The organism is Hyphomicrobium sp. (genome assembly GCF_035548195.1).
In the GTDB taxonomy this organism is placed as follows: Bacteria; Pseudomonadota; Alphaproteobacteria; order Rhizobiales; family Hyphomicrobiaceae; genus Hyphomicrobium_B.
Genome location: NZ_DASZTY010000024.1, coordinates 37,770 through 55,038, shown reverse-complemented (window position 1 = coordinate 55,038; position 17,269 = coordinate 37,770). Strand labels below are relative to the sequence as shown.

Annotated in this window: 15 protein-coding genes; 11 read left to right on the top strand and 4 right to left on the bottom strand. The window is 59.9% G+C overall.

What is annotated here, in order from left to right; genetic code table 11:
- Positions 1-189: 189 nt before the first annotated feature.
- Positions 190-333: a hypothetical protein gene (locus VHB22_RS08720; protein ID WP_325456580.1), complete on the bottom strand. Its 144-nt coding sequence runs from the start codon at positions 331-333 to the stop codon at positions 190-192.
- A 244-nt stretch (positions 334-577) separates the two neighbouring features.
- Between VHB22_RS08720 and aroB the strand changes: the two genes are divergently transcribed.
- On the top strand, positions 578-2,272 hold the full coding sequence (gene aroB / locus VHB22_RS08715; RefSeq protein ID WP_325456579.1) for a 3-dehydroquinate synthase: 1,695 nt from the start codon (positions 578-580) through the stop codon (positions 2,270-2,272).
- 79 nt (positions 2,273-2,351) lie between these two features.
- Positions 2,352-3,659, top strand: a complete 1,308-nt coding sequence (locus tag VHB22_RS08710) for an HlyC/CorC family transporter (protein WP_325456578.1) — start codon at positions 2,352-2,354, stop codon at positions 3,657-3,659.
- Here VHB22_RS08710 and VHB22_RS08705 read toward each other — a convergent pair whose 3' ends face one another.
- The gene (locus VHB22_RS08705; protein WP_325456577.1) at positions 3,660-3,956 is read right to left on the bottom strand and encodes a BolA family protein; all 297 of its coding nucleotides are present in this window, start codon (positions 3,954-3,956) and stop codon (positions 3,660-3,662) included.
- Between the two features lie 154 nt (positions 3,957-4,110).
- Here VHB22_RS08705 and VHB22_RS08700 point away from each other — a divergent pair, with 154 nt between their 5' ends.
- The 4 genes from VHB22_RS08700 (at position 4,111) to VHB22_RS08685 (ending at position 8,843) form a co-directional block, all read left to right on the top strand.
- On the top strand, positions 4,111-4,734 hold the full coding sequence (locus tag VHB22_RS08700) for a J domain-containing protein (RefSeq protein ID WP_325456576.1): 624 nt from the start codon (positions 4,111-4,113) through the stop codon (positions 4,732-4,734).
- Positions 4,735-4,829: 95 nt separating this feature from the next.
- Positions 4,830-5,831 carry a cobaltochelatase subunit CobS gene (gene cobS, locus VHB22_RS08695; RefSeq protein WP_325456575.1) on the top strand — a complete coding sequence of 334 codons (1,002 nt, stop codon included), beginning with the start codon at positions 4,830-4,832 and terminating at the stop codon, positions 5,829-5,831.
- A 27-nt stretch (positions 5,832-5,858) separates the two neighbouring features.
- Entirely contained in the window at positions 5,859-7,754 is a 1,896-nt protein-coding gene (gene cobT / locus VHB22_RS08690; protein ID WP_325456574.1) for a cobaltochelatase subunit CobT, read from the top strand.
- A 9-nt stretch (positions 7,755-7,763) separates the two neighbouring features.
- Complete coding sequence (locus VHB22_RS08685) at positions 7,764-8,843, top strand: esterase-like activity of phytase family protein (RefSeq protein WP_325456573.1); 1,080 nt, start codon at positions 7,764-7,766, stop codon at positions 8,841-8,843.
- A gap of 42 nt (positions 8,844-8,885) precedes the next feature.
- Here the strand turns inward: VHB22_RS08685 and rpmB are convergent, their stop codons facing one another.
- Positions 8,886-9,182 (bottom strand): 50S ribosomal protein L28, encoded by a 297-nt coding sequence (rpmB, locus tag VHB22_RS08680; RefSeq protein WP_325456572.1) that lies wholly within the window; start codon positions 9,180-9,182, stop codon positions 8,886-8,888.
- A gap of 286 nt (positions 9,183-9,468) precedes the next feature.
- On the opposite strand from rpmB, the gene VHB22_RS08675 reads away from it, so the two are divergent.
- The 5 genes from VHB22_RS08675 to VHB22_RS08655 all read left to right on the top strand — a co-directional run bounded on the left by VHB22_RS08675 (position 9,469) and on the right by VHB22_RS08655 (position 15,929).
- Positions 9,469-10,326 carry a DUF3108 domain-containing protein gene (locus VHB22_RS08675; protein ID WP_325456571.1) on the top strand — a complete coding sequence of 286 codons (858 nt, stop codon included), beginning with the start codon at positions 9,469-9,471 and terminating at the stop codon, positions 10,324-10,326.
- A 125-nt stretch (positions 10,327-10,451) separates the two neighbouring features.
- Positions 10,452-13,631 carry a helicase-related protein gene (locus VHB22_RS08670; protein WP_325456570.1) on the top strand — a complete coding sequence of 1,060 codons (3,180 nt, stop codon included), beginning with the start codon at positions 10,452-10,454 and terminating at the stop codon, positions 13,629-13,631.
- Positions 13,631-14,053 carry an RNA-binding S4 domain-containing protein gene (locus VHB22_RS08665; protein ID WP_325456569.1) on the top strand — a complete coding sequence of 141 codons (423 nt, stop codon included), beginning with the start codon at positions 13,631-13,633 and terminating at the stop codon, positions 14,051-14,053. The genes VHB22_RS08670 and VHB22_RS08665 overlap by 1 nt, the downstream gene beginning before the upstream one ends.
- A gap of 103 nt (positions 14,054-14,156) precedes the next feature.
- Positions 14,157-14,495, top strand: a complete 339-nt coding sequence (gene fdxA, locus VHB22_RS08660; RefSeq protein ID WP_325456568.1) for a ferredoxin FdxA — start codon at positions 14,157-14,159, stop codon at positions 14,493-14,495.
- A 459-nt stretch (positions 14,496-14,954) separates the two neighbouring features.
- Positions 14,955-15,929: a CarD family transcriptional regulator gene (locus tag VHB22_RS08655; protein ID WP_325456567.1), complete on the top strand. Its 975-nt coding sequence runs from the start codon at positions 14,955-14,957 to the stop codon at positions 15,927-15,929.
- 22 nt (positions 15,930-15,951) lie between these two features.
- Here the strand turns inward: VHB22_RS08655 and VHB22_RS08650 are convergent, their stop codons facing one another.
- Entirely contained in the window at positions 15,952-16,902 is a 951-nt protein-coding gene (locus VHB22_RS08650) for a thermonuclease family protein (protein ID WP_325456566.1), read from the bottom strand.
- Positions 16,903-17,269: the final 367 nt, after the last annotated feature.

The window sequence follows — 17,269 nt, the reverse complement described above, 5'->3', positions numbered from 1 at the left end:
CGAATAGGCGTCGTTATGCACGCGTTTCTTAGAGCCGGAAGAATGCGGGGACGTGTCCGGACTGTTGGAAATGCCCTGAGCCGCAACGCCGCCCACCGTTTGGGCCAAAACTGTAAAGATAACGGCAATAGCCCCAGTCCTCGCGGCCGCCGGCACTCGTCGAGCGAAATAGTTGTACCGCATGGCTTATCAACGCCGAATTTTGACGCCCGGAACGGGCTTGCTGATCGTCTGCTGCTCGGGCTCGAAGCGGGTCGCCAGGATGTAAAGCGCCCCGAAAACGAGCCCTGTGAATGCGCAAAGTACGAACAATAGCCGGAAAAGGCTCGGCATTTTTGGTTCCCATCTCCCTCGCTAGGTGGGCGCCATCGGTAGGGCGGTTATGACTCTTTTCGACACATTGCGCTAAAGTGCCATCGGGGCATTTTGTTGATAACGGCCGATGTCGTTAAGCCGGTGTTTCGTATTTGCGGCCCATTTAGGTTCGTGGCATGACGGCGCGCTAATGACGAGCCCACCACGGCGCTTCGCGTAGAACCTAGCCGATTCGCCCCGCGGACGGTGCCCTGAGACCGAGATGACGGAAGCTGAAGCCATAGACATTGCCAAAAAGCGTCTTGGCAAGCGATCGATCGTGCTCGTCGGTCTCATGGGCTGTGGCAAGTCCTCGATCGGCAAGCGTCTCGCTTTCAAGCTTGGGCTGCCATTCATCGACGCGGACGAAGAGATCGAAAGAGCGGCCGCCAAGACGATCAACGACATTTTCGCCGATCACGGCGAAGCCCATTTTCGCGACGGCGAGCGCAAGGTGATTGCCCGGCTTCTCAGAGATGGTCCGCAAGTGTTGGCAACCGGTGGTGGCGCCTATATGCATCCCGAGACGCGTCAACGTATAAGGGAAAAAGGCGTCTCGGTCTGGCTTCGGGCCGATCTGCCGGTCCTGATGCGCCGGGTTATGAAACGCGATACGCGGCCGCTATTGCGCGACGGTAACGCCGAAGCCACCATGCGAAAGCTGATCGAATCTCGCTATCCAATCTATGCCGAGGCAGACATGACCGTAGATAGCCGCGACGAGCCACACGATCTGGCCGTCGCAGAGATCGTGAACCGACTTGCTGCGGGCGGTCACGGATCTTCGGCTAACGCACAAAATCCAAGCCCATCTCGCAGTGTCCGCGTCGAACTCGGAGAGCGCTCGTACGATGTTCTGATTGCCAACGGCTTACTGGCCGACACGGGCGCGCTCATCAAGTCACGTCTCGGCGCCGTCAAATGCGGCATCGTTACCGACGCGAATGTCGCTCGGCATCATCTCGCGACGCTTGAGGATAGCCTCAAAGCCGAAGGCCTTTTCGCGGGTTCGGTCGTGATGACGCCGGGCGAAGCGACGAAAAGCTTTCGCGACCTGGCCGAACTTTCCGAACGTTTGCTGGAGATGGGCCTCGAACGCGGCGATCTCATCGTGCCGCTGGGAGGTGGCGTCATCGGCGACCTGGCGGGGTTCGCGGCAGGCATCCTTCGGCGCGGCGTTCGTTTCGTGCAAATCCCGACCTCCCTCCTCGCGCAGGTGGATAGCTCCGTCGGCGGCAAGACAGGTATCAACACGCCGCAAGGAAAAAACCTTATCGGCGTCTTCCATCAGCCAAGCCTCGTCATAGCCGATACGGCCGTCTTGACCACCTTGCCGCCTCGGCAGATGCGGGCAGGCTACGCCGAAGTTGCAAAATACGGCCTGTTGGGCGACGCGAAATTTTTCAGCTGGCTCGAAACCAATTGGCCGAGCGTATTTGGCAACAACGGTCCTGCGCTCACGCATGCGATCGAGACGAGCGTGGCCGCCAAAGCCAGGATTGTCGCGCGCGATGAAACCGAAACAGGGGACCGCGCGCTTCTCAATCTTGGCCACACGTTCGGACACGCCTTCGAAGCGTGGACCGGGTATTCCGACAAACTTCTCCACGGAGAAGGAATAGCAATCGGCATGTGTCTCGCATTCCGATTGTCGGAAGAACTCGGCGTCTGTTCGCATGGGCGAGCTGAACGCGTCGAAGCGCATTTCAAGGCCGTAGGGCTTCCGACGAAGATCAGCGATATTCCCCAGCCCGGCGCCGATGCCGGCGAGCTTCAACGTCTCATGGGACAGGACAAGAAAGTCAAAGGCGGCAAGCTCGCATTCATTCTCGCACGCGACATCGGCGATTCTTACGTTTCTCGCGACGTCCCGCCGGAAACAGTTAGAGGCTTTCTAACGCGTGAAATTGCCCGTTAAGGCACGTTGTCTCCTTCGCGAGCGAAGGTGTGCTAGACTTGCCGACCATTGATTTCGGATCAACGACGCCATCTTGCACATGACAATTGTTCTAAGCCTGCTCGCTATCATCGTGCTGATCTTCCTGTCGGCGTTCTTCAACGGTGCTGAAACGTCGCTGACGGCGGCGTCGCGCGCCCGCATGCACGCGCTTGAGGAGGACGGCAACGCCGGAGCATCCGTGGTCAATGCGGTTCTCTCTCGTCCCGAGAAAATGATTGGAACCGTGCTACTCGGCAACACCCTGGTCGACGTGCTCGCCTCCGCGATGGCAGCGAACCTCGCGGTCGAGCTTTACGGCCAGGTCGGTGTTGCTTACGCGACGGTCGCGATCACGATTTTGATCGTAATCTTCGCGGCCGTTTTGCCGAAGACTTACGCGCTTGCTTACGCCGACCGCGTTGCACTCATACTCGCACCGCCGATGCGTGGTCTGATCTACATCTTGACGCCTTTCACAAGAGCCATCGAGTTCATCGTCCGTAACATCTTGAAGTTGACTCCTGGCAAGGCGGACGACGCAGCGAACATCCTTGCCGCGCATGAGGAAATTCGCGGCACCATCGATCTTCAGGCGAAGGAAGGAACAGTTGCGAAGGGCGACGCCGAAATGCTTGGCGGCATCCTTGATCTGGGTGATCTGCAGGTCGCCGACATCATGGTCCATCGCACCAAGATGGAGACCGTCAACGCTGACGACCCGCCTGCCAAGATCCTCGATCAGCTCATGAAGTCACAGTACACCCGGGTTCCGATCTGGCAGGAGGAGCCCGAGAACATCATCGGTGTTCTCCATACCAAGGATCTTCTGCTCGCGCTCTCCCGCACGGATTGGAATCCGGAAAGCCTCGATATCATGAAGTCGGCGAGCGAGCCCTGGTTCGTGCCCGACACTACGAGCGTCAAGGATCAGCTCAACCAGTTTCTGAAGAAAAAAATGCAGATGGCGCTGGTCATCGACGAATACGGCGAGGTGCAAGGGCTCATCACGCTAGAGGACATCCTAGAAGAGATCGTCGGCCAGATCACGGACGAGCACGATCAGCCCGATAGTCACATTCGCGTGCAATCCGACGGCACGGTCAATGTTGACGGCACTGTTGCAATTCGCGATCTCAATCGCCACTTGGATTGGGATCTACCGGACGACGAGGCAACGACGATCGCTGGTCTCGTCATCCATGAAGCGCAGACGATACCGGAGCCGGGACAGGTGTTCACCTTCCACGGATACCGGTTCGAGATCCTGCGAAAGAGCCGCAATAAAATCACGGCCATCCGGATCAAGCCGATAACAGCAGCAAAAGGAAAAGACAGCACGCCAACGGTATCGCGAGTGCGCGGATAGCTATCCTTGCCCGGAAAACCCCGGCGGAATAGCTTCTCCTGGAGCGACTGTCGCTAACGCCAGCGCGTGAATGCCGCCGCGGAGTTCGTCTCTAAGCAGATCATTTACGAGACGATGGCGTTGGACTCGGGATTTTCCCGCAAAAGCCGCCGAGACGATAAGAATTCGGAAATGGCTTTCCCCCGTGCCCGGAGAGTTTCGATGGCCCGCGTGCAGTTCCGATTCGTTTACGACGTCGAGCCGCGTGGGATCGAACTCGACCATCAACTTTTCTCGGAGGCGGTTCATGATCGACATCACATGTTGCTCGCTTGGAGTAGGACCCCTATGTGGGGGTGAAACGCAAAGGGAAACGTCCTGTTAAGTGCTTCCCCGCAAACTTAGCAAGAAGGTCAAGCGGATTTCTTGACGCCTTGTTTCGAACGTAGCGAACCATCATACTGCCCGGCCGATGAAACTCGATTCCAAATACTTCGACAGCATCCGCGTGTCGTCACGGCGCTCAGGCAGCGCCAAGAAGGAGACGCGCGCGCCGGGCTGCCAGTGGAAGGGCTGTGATAAGCCCGGAATGCACAAAGCGCCCAAAGGCCGGGGGCGAGACGGCGAATATTTCAACTTCTGCATGGACCACGTCCGTCAATACAATCACGACTATAATTATTTCGATGGGATGAGCGACGCGGAGGTCAACAATTTCCGCAAGGACGCTCTGACCGGCCACCGGCCGACTTGGAAGGCGGGTGCCAACGCCTGGGCACATGGCACGCGCGATGGTGTGCGCACGGAAGAAGCAGCAGCACGCGTGGCCGCGAGCACGGCCAGAACGACCCGGCGCGCCCGGTCGTCGCGTACCGAACCGTCCAACTTCCGCCGTCAGTTGAAACCCTTGGAACGTAAGGCGCTCCGGACGCTCGATCTTGGTGACGAAGCGACGCGCGAGGAGATTAAGACGCGCTTCAAGGAGCTGGTGAAAATTCACCATCCTGACGCCAACGGAGGTGACAGCCGGTCCGAGGAAAAGTTGCGCGAAATCCTTCAAGCCTATAACTATCTGAAGCAAGCAGGCTTGGCGTAGCGCTGAGCCGTTGAGAGCCGCGTGCATGCCTCCACGTCGCACCGGCCGAAGCCAGGACGGCCGCTGGACGGCATTTAAGCGGGAATTCACGTTATATGCGCACGACGACGAGCGCCTCCGGCGCGCAAACGGCAAATTTGCCGGACATGAAGCTGTCCGTCCGCCAGGTCTTCGGAATCGACAGCGATCTTGAAGTTCCGGCTTATTCTCAATCCGACGACCACGTGCCGGACCTCGATCCGGATTATCTTTTCAACCGTGACGTGACGCTCGCGATCCTCGCCGGGTTCAAACACAACCGGCGCGTCATGATCCAAGGTTATCACGGCACCGGCAAATCCACGCACATCGAACAGGTTGCCGCGCGCCTCAACTGGCCCTGCGTTCGCATCAATCTCGACAGCCACGTCTCGCGCATCGACCTCGTCGGCAAGGACGCGATCGTGCTGAAGGACGGCAAGCAGATCACCGAATTCAAGGAAGGCATCCTTCCCTGGGCGCTCCAGAGCAACACGGCGCTCGTATTCGATGAATATGACGCAGGCCGCCCCGACGTGATGTTCGTCATCCAGCGCGTGCTTGAAGTTTCTGGCAAGCTGACGCTGCTCGACCAGTCAAAGGTGATCCGTCCGCATCCTGCGTTCCGCCTGTTTTCGACGACGAATACCATCGGGCTCGGTGACACCTCGGGGCTCTATCACGGTACCCAGCAAATCAATCAGGGCCAGATGGACCGCTGGTCGATCGTTGCGACGCTGAATTACCTGCCGCACGATGACGAGGCCAAAATCGTACTGTCGAAGGTCAAGGCATTTGCCAAGACGGAAGCAAAGCGCAAACAGGTCTCGCACATGGTCCGCGTCGCCGATCTAACGCGTTCGGCGTTCATCAACGGCGATCTTTCGACCGTGATGAGCCCGCGTACGGTCATGACCTGGGCCGAGAATGCCGAAATCTTCGGCGACATCGGCTTCGCGTTCAGGGTGACATTCCTGAACAAATGCGACGACCTCGAAAAGCCGCTCGTCGCCGAGTTCTATCAGCGCTGCTTTGGCGAAGAGTTATCCGAAAGTACCGCCAACGTTGCGTTGAGCTGATTCCACACGTCGAACGGACACAAGAAAGTGTCGACGCCTCCAAATAAACGCCGCGAAGCCCCGTCCGAGCCGCTGAAGCGCGTTCTCGGCCCGGCGGTCCGCGCCATTGCCGGCGACAGCGGCGTCGAGGTCGATTTCGGTCCGGGCAAGGGAGATGTCGCGGGGAAGTCCGTTTACATTCCCGAACCGCCGCGCGCGCCGACACCTAAGGATATCGCACTCGCGCGCGGTTGGGCCGATAGCTTGGCGCTCCAGATCGGCTGCCATGACGCGAAGATCCATCGCCGTGTCGCACCACCGCCCGGTCCCGCGCGCGCCGTGTTCGAAGCAGCCGAGCGCGCCCGCGTCGAAGGGCTTGGCGCAACACGCATGCCGGGCATGGCAGCAAATCTGACGGCCCGCTTGGAAGACCAATACAGCCACGGCCGCTTCCGGTCGGTGAGCGATCGCGGCGATGCGCCGCTCGAAGACGCGCTGGCATTGCTTATCCGCGAGCGTTTGACCGGCCTGCCGCCGCCGCCGTCTACAAAGGGTCTCGTCGATATCTGGCGTCCGGTGATCGAAGCGCGCGGCAGCAAGCTGCTGCAACGGCTCGAAGCGCTCAGCGAAAATCAGGAACAGTTCGGCCGCCAGATCCGCGATCTCCTGAAGATCCTCGAAATGACCGAGCAATCCGATCAGACGGAGCCCGATCACGAAGAGGATGAGGGCGACGAGGGCGCAGTTGAGGGCGGTTCGGACGAGTCGGAAGAAACCAACGACGAAGGGTCCGATGGCCAGGACAAGGAAAGCGAGGAACAGCTCTCCGAAGGTGATCTCTCCGAAACGGAGGAGATGATCGACGCCGGTCAGACCGAGCAGCGCGAGATGGACGAGGACAACGTCGACGACGAAGAGGCGCCTGCGCCTTGGCGTCCGAACATGACTGTCCTCGATAACCCCGAAGCCTTCGGATATAAAGTCTTCACGCGCGCGCACGACGAAGAAGTCGGCGCCGCGGAGCTTTCGACGCCCGAAGAGCTCGAACGCCTTCGCGCATTTCTTGACAAAGAGCTCAAGACTCTATCGGCCGCCGTCGCGAAACTGGCGAACAAATTGCAGCGCCGCCTGCTTGCGCAACAGAACCGCGGTTGGGATTTCGATCTTGAAGAAGGGCAGCTCGATGCCGCGCGTTTAACGCGCATCATCACCGATCCGACCGGCGCGCTTTCCTACAAGAAAGAGCGCGATACTGATTTTCGCGATACCGTCGTGACATTGCTTCTCGATAACTCCGGATCGATGCGCGGCCGGCCGATCATGGTCGCGGCCTGCTGCGCCGACATTCTCGCGCGCACGCTCGAACGCTGCGGCGTCAAGGTCGAAATCCTCGGCTTTACGACGAAAGCATGGAAGGGCGGGCAGTCGCGCGAGGAATGGTTGGCGGCCGGAAAGCCTTCCTCGCCCGGCCGGTTGAACGACCTCCGTCACATCATTTACAAAACGGCGGACGCCCCGTGGCGGCGTTCGAAGAACGCCCTTGCCCTGATGATGCGCGAAGGTTTGCTCAAGGAAAACATCGACGGCGAAGCTTTGGCGTGGGCACATTCGCGCCTCGTCGGCCGACCTGAGCAACGTCGCATTCTGATGATGATTTCGGACGGCGCGCCCGTTGACGACTCGACACTATCGGTCAACACCGGCAGCTATCTTGAACAGCACCTTCGTCAAGTCATTAACGAGATCGAAATGCGTTCGCCGGTCGAACTCATTGCCATCGGCATCGGCCACGACGTCACGCGGTACTACCGTCGCGCCGTGACGATCACCGACGCCTCCGAGCTTGCGGGCGCCATGACCGAAAAGCTGGTCGAACTCTTCGAGGAAAAGCCCGAGCCCGAAGAGCATGGACCGAGACGAGCACGTCGCGCTCTTGTGCACTGAGGTAAGCGCGTGAGGCTCAATGGTTTCCCGCGCTCTGTTCTCGCCGCCATATTCGTCGGGAGCTGGTCCGTCGCCGCCTTCGCTGGTGCGAAACCCGACATCGCGGGATTGAAAGCCGGCCCGATTTCAATCGACGCTGCAATTATAAAGACGTTCGTGCGCACCGAAGATGCGGAGCACCGCCTTTCCGGCAGCAAGGTCACGTTTCGCGGCGGCCTCGTTCTGTCATCGCCGTCGCCCCACTTCGGCGGCTGGTCCGGCCTCGTCCTAGGCGATGACGCAAAATCCTTGCTCGCGATTTCCGATACCGGAGTTTGGATGACGGGAACGCTTGTCTATGAGGGCGATCATCTTTCGGGTATCGCCGGAGCCCGCCTCGGCCCCGTACCCGGCCGCAACGGATTGCCGATCCGGCGTGCCAGCGACCGGGATTCGGAATCCATCGCGCTCGAACGCGGCACGCTTACAAAGGGAACGGCGCTCGTAGGCTTCGAGCGCCATCACCGGATCGAAAAATATGCATTGTCGGCCGCCGGTCTGACGAAGGATCTCGGCAGCGTTTCTCTGCCCCGAGGCGCACGACGGATGCGTCCCAATCAGGGCCTCGAAGGCGTCACCGTGATGCGCGGCGGACGCTACAAAGGGGCACTGATCGCCTTTTCCGAAAGGCTTTATGATACGTCGCGCAATCACACCGGCTGGCTGTGGACGCGCAAAGGCTCCGTGACGATCCACCTGAAGAATACGGGCGACTACGACGTCACCGATCTTTCGAGCCTCGACGATGGCACGCTTTTCGTCCTGGAACGCCGCTTCCGCTGGACCGAGGGAGTCAAGATGCGGCTTGTTCGCATCGCACCCGGCGAATTGAAACCTGGTCGCACAATGCAGGGTGAAACCCTCATCGATGCCGACATGAGCGATCAGATCGACAACATGGAAGGGCTATCGGTGACGCCGCTCAAGAGCGGCGAGGTGCTTGTCACCATGATCTCGGACGATAACTTCAACCACATCTTCCAGAGGACAATGCTGCTTCAGTTCGTCGTTAAACCCGGTGGACAAGCAAAAGCCCGGCCTCAGGATTGACCGGGGCCGGGCCAAATTCGTCGCAAGGAAAGCACGCTGGGTTTAAGCGGCCGTGCTGGCAGCTTGAGCTTTTTGAAGCTCGCGCTTGAGCTTCAGACACGCCGCTGAAAGCTCCTCGTTCTTTGCCTTGAGAAGGAAAGCATCGAGCCCGCCGCGATGTTCAACCGACTTCAAAGCACGTGCGGTGATGCGAAGACGGACCTTCCGTCCAAGCGTGTCGCTCATCAGCGTGACGTTGTGCAGGTTCGGCCTGAACTTGCGCTTCGTCTTGTTCTCGGCATGGCTTCTGAGTTGGCCTGACAGTGGCAGAGTGCCGGTCAGCTCGCAGCGCCTCGTCATGATAGTCTCCTACGCCGCAGCCCATGAAGCGGGGGCGGTCCATCGAAATCTGCTATCGCAGTAAAAAATGCGCCCCGTCAGCGGGGCTCACGGGGTCTCTGGCGCGCTGTATAATTGAGGGTCGGGACGCGCGTCAAGCGGAGGTGAATGGCATCTTGCCGGAGAAAGCTCTGATTTTTCGGCCGGAAAGTTCGGTTCAAGCCCTCCGCCCGGAGTTGGAAGTCCAAGAATCGACGCAAAGTCAGGCGAATTTGCGCGCTTGCGCCCGGGGTGCAGGGAAAACCCGATGCCGACATCTACGGCCCGTGCGCGGCGACGCCGCACGGCTTTCAGAGTATTTACAGGTGCGATTGCGGCCGTGGCTATTTCTCCGGCGTCAGCGCGCGATTTGGCATGGCCCAACGAGGTCGATGCACGTTACCGCCTGACGTTCGACGGCTTCAATGTCGGCGTCTACAACTTCGCCTCGCGTTACGCTGGCAACAAATATTCGGCGACCGGCAAGACGAAGATCAGCGCTCTCTTCGGTGCCTTCAAATGGACGGGCACGTTCACCGGTAGCGGTTCGGTCGATAATGCCGGTCCCCATCCCGCCAGCTACGGCATGACCTACAAGAAAGGCAAGAAGGTCACCTCGGTAAGGATGGGCTTCGATCCCTCGGGGGTGAAATCGATTGCTCTATCGCCGAAAAAACCGCCGCACCCCGATGCCGTCAAGGTTAAACCCGACAATCTAAAGCATGTGTTCGATCCGATCTCGGCGACCCTCGCAATCTCGAATGCCACTGGGTCGGATGCCTGCAACCGGACCATACCGGTATTCGACGGTAAGGCGCGGTTCGATCTCAGGCTGTCGTTTAAAGGCCGGGAAGCAATCAGGGAAAAGCACCCGACAGGCCAGCCCCGGGAACTTTTGGTCTGCCGCGTGAAATACGTTCCGATCGCCGGGCACAAGCCGAAAGATTTCGTTCACCCGTGGATCGACTACGATCGCATCGAGATCGCTTTGCGCGCCATCCCAAGTGTCGGGATCTATGTCCCCTACAGGGTCTATGTGCCCTCGAAGATCGGCCCCGCAGTGATGACGGCAGAGGAAATCCGCATCACGGCGGCCAATAATGTTCAGATCGCACTCAAGCAATAAGGTTCTCTGGCTGCTAACGGGGTGGCATGGAACCGAAGATCAAGCCGGAATGTAGCGAACAATAACCCCTTGATCTCGTGGCCCTGCTCTGTAATGCCAGGGCCTGATCCGGAGTCAGGCACAACATGGTAAGTGATATCGAAGCCCGCATTCGCAACGTAACGGCGGTGCTTGGACCGACAAACACCGGCAAGACGCATCTCGCCATAGAGCGCATGCTCGGCCACGAAAGCGGCATGATCGGTCTGCCATTGCGGCTATTGGCGCGCGAGGTCTACGATAAAATCAAGACACGTGCCGGCGTCGACAACGTCGCCCTGATCACCGGCGAAGAAAAAATCAAACCCGAGCGTGCCCGCTATTGGGTGTCGACGGTCGAGGCGATGCCACGCGACATCGATGTCGACTTCCTGGCGATCGACGAAATCCAGCTTTGCGCCGACCCCGAACGGGGCCACGTCTTCACTGACCGCCTGTTGCACGCACGCGGGCGCTCCGAAACGCTTCTGCTCGGCGCGCAGACGATGCGCGATGCGATCGCCGAGCTTATCCCCGGTGCGAACTTCATTTCCCGGCCGCGGCTCTCGAAGCTGACCTACAGTGGTGAGAAAAAGATCACGCGGTTGCCCGCCCGTTCGGCCATTATCGCGTTTTCGGCGCAAGACGTGTACGCGGTCGCTGAATTGATCCGCCGCCAGCGCGGCGGTGCCGCAGTCGTCCTAGGCGCCCTGTCGCCGCGCACGCGCAACGCGCAGGTCGCGCTCTATCAATCGGGAGACGTCGAGTTCATCGTTGCGACCGACGCCATCGGTATGGGCCTCAATCTCGATGTCGATCACGTTGCGTTTTCCGCGTTGAGAAAATTCGACGGCCAGAACCATCGCAATCTGACGCCCGGTGAAATTGCGCAGATCGCAGGCCGGGCAGGCCGCCATATGAACGATGGCACGTTCGGCGTAACGGGCGGTGCCGAGCCGCTTGATGCCGATATGGTAGAACGACTCGAAACACACAGCTTCGATAGCGTCCGCACATTGCAGTGGCGGAACCGTAATCTCGAGTTCAGCTCGCTTGCCGCGTTGCACGATTCATTGCGCCAGCTTCCGCGCGAGCAAAGGCTCACGCGAGCGCGAACCGCCGATGACGTCGCGGCGCTCGAAACGCTGAGCAGCGACCGGGAGATCGCCGATATCGCAACGACACCGCAAAACGTGGCGCTCCTCTGGGAAGTTTGTCAGGTCCCAGATTACCGGAAGATCTCGGGACAAAGTCACGCCGAGCTCGTCTCAAATCTCTATCGTCACCTGACGAGCGCCAGCCATCGCATTCCAGAAGATTGGTTTGCCAAACAAGTTGCCTTGGCGGATCGAACAGACGGCGATATCGATACGCTCGCGACCCGTATCGCCCACATCCGCACGTGGACGTTCGTCGCCAACCGGCCGAACTGGCTCAGCGATCCGACCCATTGGCAGGAACGCACGAGAGCCATAGAAGACAGTCTTTCCGACGCTCTGCACGAATGCTTGACCCAGCGTTTCGTCGATCGGCGGACCAGCGCACTGATGAAGGGCATGCGAGACAAGGAAGAGCTGACCGCAGATATTGCCGAGGACGGCGCCATCGCGGTCGAAAATCACTTCGTCGGACGGCTCAAGGGCTTCCGCTTCACGCTCGACGCGGCCGGAGACGGAATTCACGAGAGAGCCGTGCGGCAAGCTGCGATGCAGGTTGTCACGCGCGAGCTTGGCATGCGTGCCCGGCGTGTTGCCGCTGGCCAGAACGATGCGTTCAAGCTCTCGCGCAACGGCGCCATTCTGTGGCGCGACGAGGAAATCGGAAAGCTTGAGCGCTCCGAAGATCCGCTTCAGCCCGGTGTTTCGCTGCTCGTCGACGAGCATATGAGCGAGAGCGATCGCGAAAAAGTTCTCGCACGGCTGAAAGGCTGGATCGACGGCATGATCGCCGACAAGCTCAAGCCGCTCGTTGATATGTCGAAATCGGACGAATTGCAGGGCCTCGCCCGGGGGATTGCGTTTCAGCTGAAGGAAAATATCGGCGCGCTGAAACGCGAGACGGTCGCCGACGACATCAACGCGCTCGATCAATCGGCACGCGCGGAGCTACGTAAATACGGACTGCGCTTCGGTGCGTTCAACGTCTTCTTCCCGCTCATGCTGAAGCCCGCGCCTGCCGATCTCGCGGCAACGCTTTGGCTTTTGAAAAACGGGCCGGTTGGAGATGGCTCAATCCCGCAATTGCCCCGCCCCGGTTTGACTTCAGTTGCGACCGATCCGGCTGTGCCCGAAGCACTCTATCGCGCACATGGTTTTCACGTTTGCGGCCCCCGGGCAGTTCGGCTCGATATCCTGGAACGCCTGGCGGACCTGATCCGCCCCTTGCTCGCATGGCGATCTTCGCCCGACAGACCAGACATGCCGCCCAAAGGCTCGACGGGAGATGGCGGCTTCAAGGCGACCGACGACATGATGTCGATCCTCGGCTGTTCCGGCGAAGAACTCGGCGAAGTTTTGAAGACGCTCGGCTTCCGCGTTGAGCGGCGGCCGATCGCAGTCCCCGTCGCGGAACCGTCAGCACAGGCTCCGTCGCCGGACGCCGGTTCCGAGCCGCAGCCACCTGAGGAATCCGGGACCGCCGCTGTTGCCAACGCCGAGCTTGCAACGACGACCAGCGAAACGACGGCCGCTGCTGAAGTCGCCGGAGCTTCGGCGCAGGACACGCAAACATCTGAAACTTCGGAAGCGACCGCAGCCGCCGATGCCACGGGCACCGAAACCGCCGCTCCGCCGGAGCCGCAATTCGAGGAAATTTGGCGGCCGCGCCGGCATCACCGGCGCGAAGGTCCACGCCGCGAGGGGGCTCGCGATGCGCGTCAGCATCATCGCGGCCGACACCGGCATGAGCGCGGCTCCGCGTCAGGCGGTCCGGCGTCGACAACGGCCGAAGGCGCCGTTCCGGCAAATGCATCGGAAGGTCAAACGGGCGACACCAGATCGGACCGACAGCACGACCGTCATAATCGAAGCGGCAACCAGCCCGGCGACCGCGCGGCCCGGAAAAACGAGGGTAGCAAGTTCAGGCGCGATCAGGAGAGACGGCCTAGCCGCCCCGGCGATCACCGCCATGGCGAGGGCCGTCGGCGCGACGATACCCACCGTTCACCGAAAATAATGACGGCTGCGCCGCCAAAGGGAGCCGCAGCAGATGCGTCCTCGCCGTTTGCGGCGCTAGCCGCGCTAAAAGCCCAGATGGAAAAGCGCGGCGAAGACTCGGGCTCGACCTGATGGGCCCAACCGGTCCTGGTGCAAATCAGCGAATTGACCAGTGGCTTTGGTTTGCCCGTATCACCAAATCGCGCACTCTCGCCCAAGCGTTGGTCGTCCGCGGCAAGGTTCGCGTGAACCGCATCAAGATTGATAAGCCGAGCACGCCGGTAAAGCCTGGCGACGTCCTGACTCTCGTGCTCGGGCCCACTGTCAGAAGCCTTGAGATCGTTGCAATTGGAGCGCGGCGCGGCCCAGCAACGGAGGCCCGGCTTTTGTTCAATGACTTGATCAAAGTGTCGCCCCGTGCATCATCTCGTGAGACGATAGTTTCTGATAGCCTCGATGCGCCGCCATCCGGCGTGCGGGCCGGGGGTACGGGGCGACCGACCAAGCGCGAACGCCGTCAAATCGATAGGCTAAAAAGTCGCTCGGAACTGTGACTCTGCTCCATCTAGGCAATCGTTGAGCCTATGCTAAGAAGACCCGCCCCGACGCGCGCGCTTGAGATTCGCAGCCTTGGGGCAAGCCAGCCCGGGAATAAGCATGACCTACGTCGTCAACGATAAATGTATTAAGTGCAAGTACACCGATTGCGTCGAGGTTTGTCCGGTCGACTGTTTCTATGAGGGCGAGAACATGCTCGTCATTCATCCTGACGAGTGCATCGACTGCGGCGTTTGCGAGCCGGAGTGTCCGGCCGACGCAATAAAGCCCGACACAGAGCCCAATCTGGAGCAGTGGCTCGAACTAAACCGGAAGTACTCCGAGAGCTGGCCGAACATCACAGCCAAGAAGCCCGCACTGCCGGATGCCGACGCGCTGAAGGACGAACCAGGCAAATTTGAAAAGTATTTTTCGCCAAATCCAGGGTCTGGAGACTAAATTACGTAGAATTCGGGGATAATGGCTCCATACTGAAAGAACTTTTCCGGCGTCTCGGCGCCGCGACGTGCCGTTTTGGCGCGAAGGTTAATCTCGACCAGATTGTCTCAGGAGGTCGCCCTTCATTTGCGGGCAATATTGTGTTAGTCTCTCCAACGATGGCGTTAAGTCTGCACAAATCCGAAACGGCCGTGAACAAAAGAGGGTCGCCCCGCTCTGATGGGCTTCTCTCAAAGAGACGTTATGGGGCGTCATTAGGCCAATTCAGAGTCGGATGGAGTTTGCAAAGTTAGGCCACATATGAGCGCGCAGGGGCGGCCTCTCTTTAGGGACGAGGTTAGGTCCAATGCGTGCGTGTTGCCGGCTCTAAGCTGCAACATCGACGTCCCGCCCTTCCAAGGCGGCCTGAAGGCGAGCCGCCCCGGCACTCGCCCAGTATGCGAGAGTGAGAAAAAGATTATGGCGCAGAAGAAAAAAGCTCCGGTCAGCCCCAAGTCCGCAGCGAAGCCCGCGGTCCGTAAGGCTGTTCCGTTGAAAGTTGCCGCGAGCACCCAAAAATCCGCAAAGCCCGCCAAAACAAAATCCGCAGCAGTTTCGAAGCCGCCGAAATCCGCGCCGGCTGGGGTAGCCGCCAAAACGGCGAAGAAAGTTGCCCCCAAAGCCGAAACTGCTCCGAAGAAGCCGTTGACAGCGGCAACCCATCTTGCGGCCAAGGCTGCCGCCGCGGCAGGATCGCAGCGTGCCATTCCCGCCGGAGCGCACAAACCGGCTGGTCAGAAGCTGTCGACGTCGGTCGCGTCCGCGGCGCAGCAACCGGCATCTCCCAAGGCCATCGCCGAGAAGGCCGCAGCCGCTCGCCAGCTTCTCGCTGTGCAGAAGAAGCCGGTCAACCAGCGGCATGGGTTCAAGGCCAACGAGTTCGTTGTCTATCCGGCTCACGGCGTCGGCCGCATCGTCGGCATCGAGGAGCAGGAAATCGCAGGCATGTCACTCGAACTCTTTGTCATTACATTCGACAAAGAGAAGCTGACACTCCGCGTTCCGACGGGCAAGCTCGCCAGCGTTGGCATGCGCAAGCTTGCCGATGAAAACCTTGTCAAGAAAGCCATGGAGACCCTGAAGGGCCGCGCCCGCATCAAACGCACGATGTGGAGCCGCCGCGCGCAGGAATACGTCGCCAAGATCAACTCCGGGGATCTCATCTCGATCGCTGAAGTCGTTCGCGACCTCTACCGCTCGGAAGCACAGCCGGAACAGTCCTACTCCGAGCGCCAGCTTTATGAGGATGCGCTCGATCGTATGGCGCGCGAGCTTGCGGCTGTCGAAAAGCTTGATGAACGCGGAGCCGTCCAGCGTATCACCGACATTCTGTCGAAGAGCGCCAAGGGCCGCCGCATCGCCGAGAACGAATCATCGGTCGGGGAAGCCGCCTGACCGGCGAACGATACCCTTTTGACTACAAATTGACTGCGCCTGGTTTGCCGCTTTCTGGCGAAGCCGGGCGCAATTCTTTTGGGTCACTGTCTTCCAAACGACCCGGCGCACTTGCTGGCTGCGGACCACGCAGCGGCGCGATCGCGCTGACGTTCGGATTCCCATCATCCCCTTGAACTTCGATCTGTGAAGGGTCGACGACATCGATAAGCGGTCCGTTGCGCCGCTCGATCCAACCGCGCACGATAATCCTTTTCGCGGTAAGTCCGTCGACAATACGTGCAAAATCGGGGTTTGCCGCGAGAACCTTTTTGCCTATTCGCACCGTGAAATCGGAATGCCAGTCGGCTCCGAAGTTAAGATAGGTCGTGCTCTTCGTTTTTCCGATCGTCGCGACGCTGCCCATCACACGCTCGTATTTTCCTCGCAGCTTCATCAGTGCACCAGGATGGTTCGCCGGCATGACGCGATAAACGCCATTGCTCCATAGCCCAAGGCGTGCGCGCCTGGCCTCGGCTTCGTGAGCCAGGAGTTCGCGCGCACACGCGAAACTTCCGGGCAGTCCGTACATGCGAGCATGTCCTGCGGTGAGAAGTGTGCCCTGCACCCATTGTTCGGTCCCGCGATACTCCAGGAAAACCTGTGCAAGGAAACGCCCGTAGCGATCCCGTTGCCGGCCGCCGAAAGCTAGCTTTACGCGTTTGCCGAGCACCAGATCGGAAAGCGCTTTAATTGCGTCGATTTCTGGCGGCCATACCCCTCTTTCGGCGTTCGCATCGCGCGCACGGGGCGCAAGAGCACCCATAAGCCTTACCGCGCTTCCATCGTCGAGCACCAACGTCTCTCCGTCGAGAACGCGGGTGACGGTGTGAATCGGACCCGGATTGAGCGTGCACGGCGTAACATGCGTCTCCGCAGCGCCCGCCGAAAACGCGAATGCGAAGACGCTCGCGACGCCAATGACAACACGCATGGCCAGAACCCACCACATCGCGATAGGACAGCATAGAGCGGCCTCGCGGCCAAGCGCGTACGGCCTCCGCAAAGGGAATAGTCAACACAACTCGATGGGGTGCCCGAGCTTTTATCGTCGGCAGAGCCGAACGGTAGTTGCGATGAAGTTTATTGTGAGCAGCCGCGAGCGGCCCTCGCGGGGCCCCGCTGAGCGTTCCAGCCTCCCGCGCGCCCGCGGCCACCAATTTACCATACGATAAGCGGCACGCAGTTTCAATCATAAGTAGAATATTGAGCCGGCGCAGGACCTTAACGCGATGCAGCGCTTCGAGGCGAAAAGCTTGCCAATTGCTTGACCGGCCGCCGCGCAAATCGCATAGCTTGCG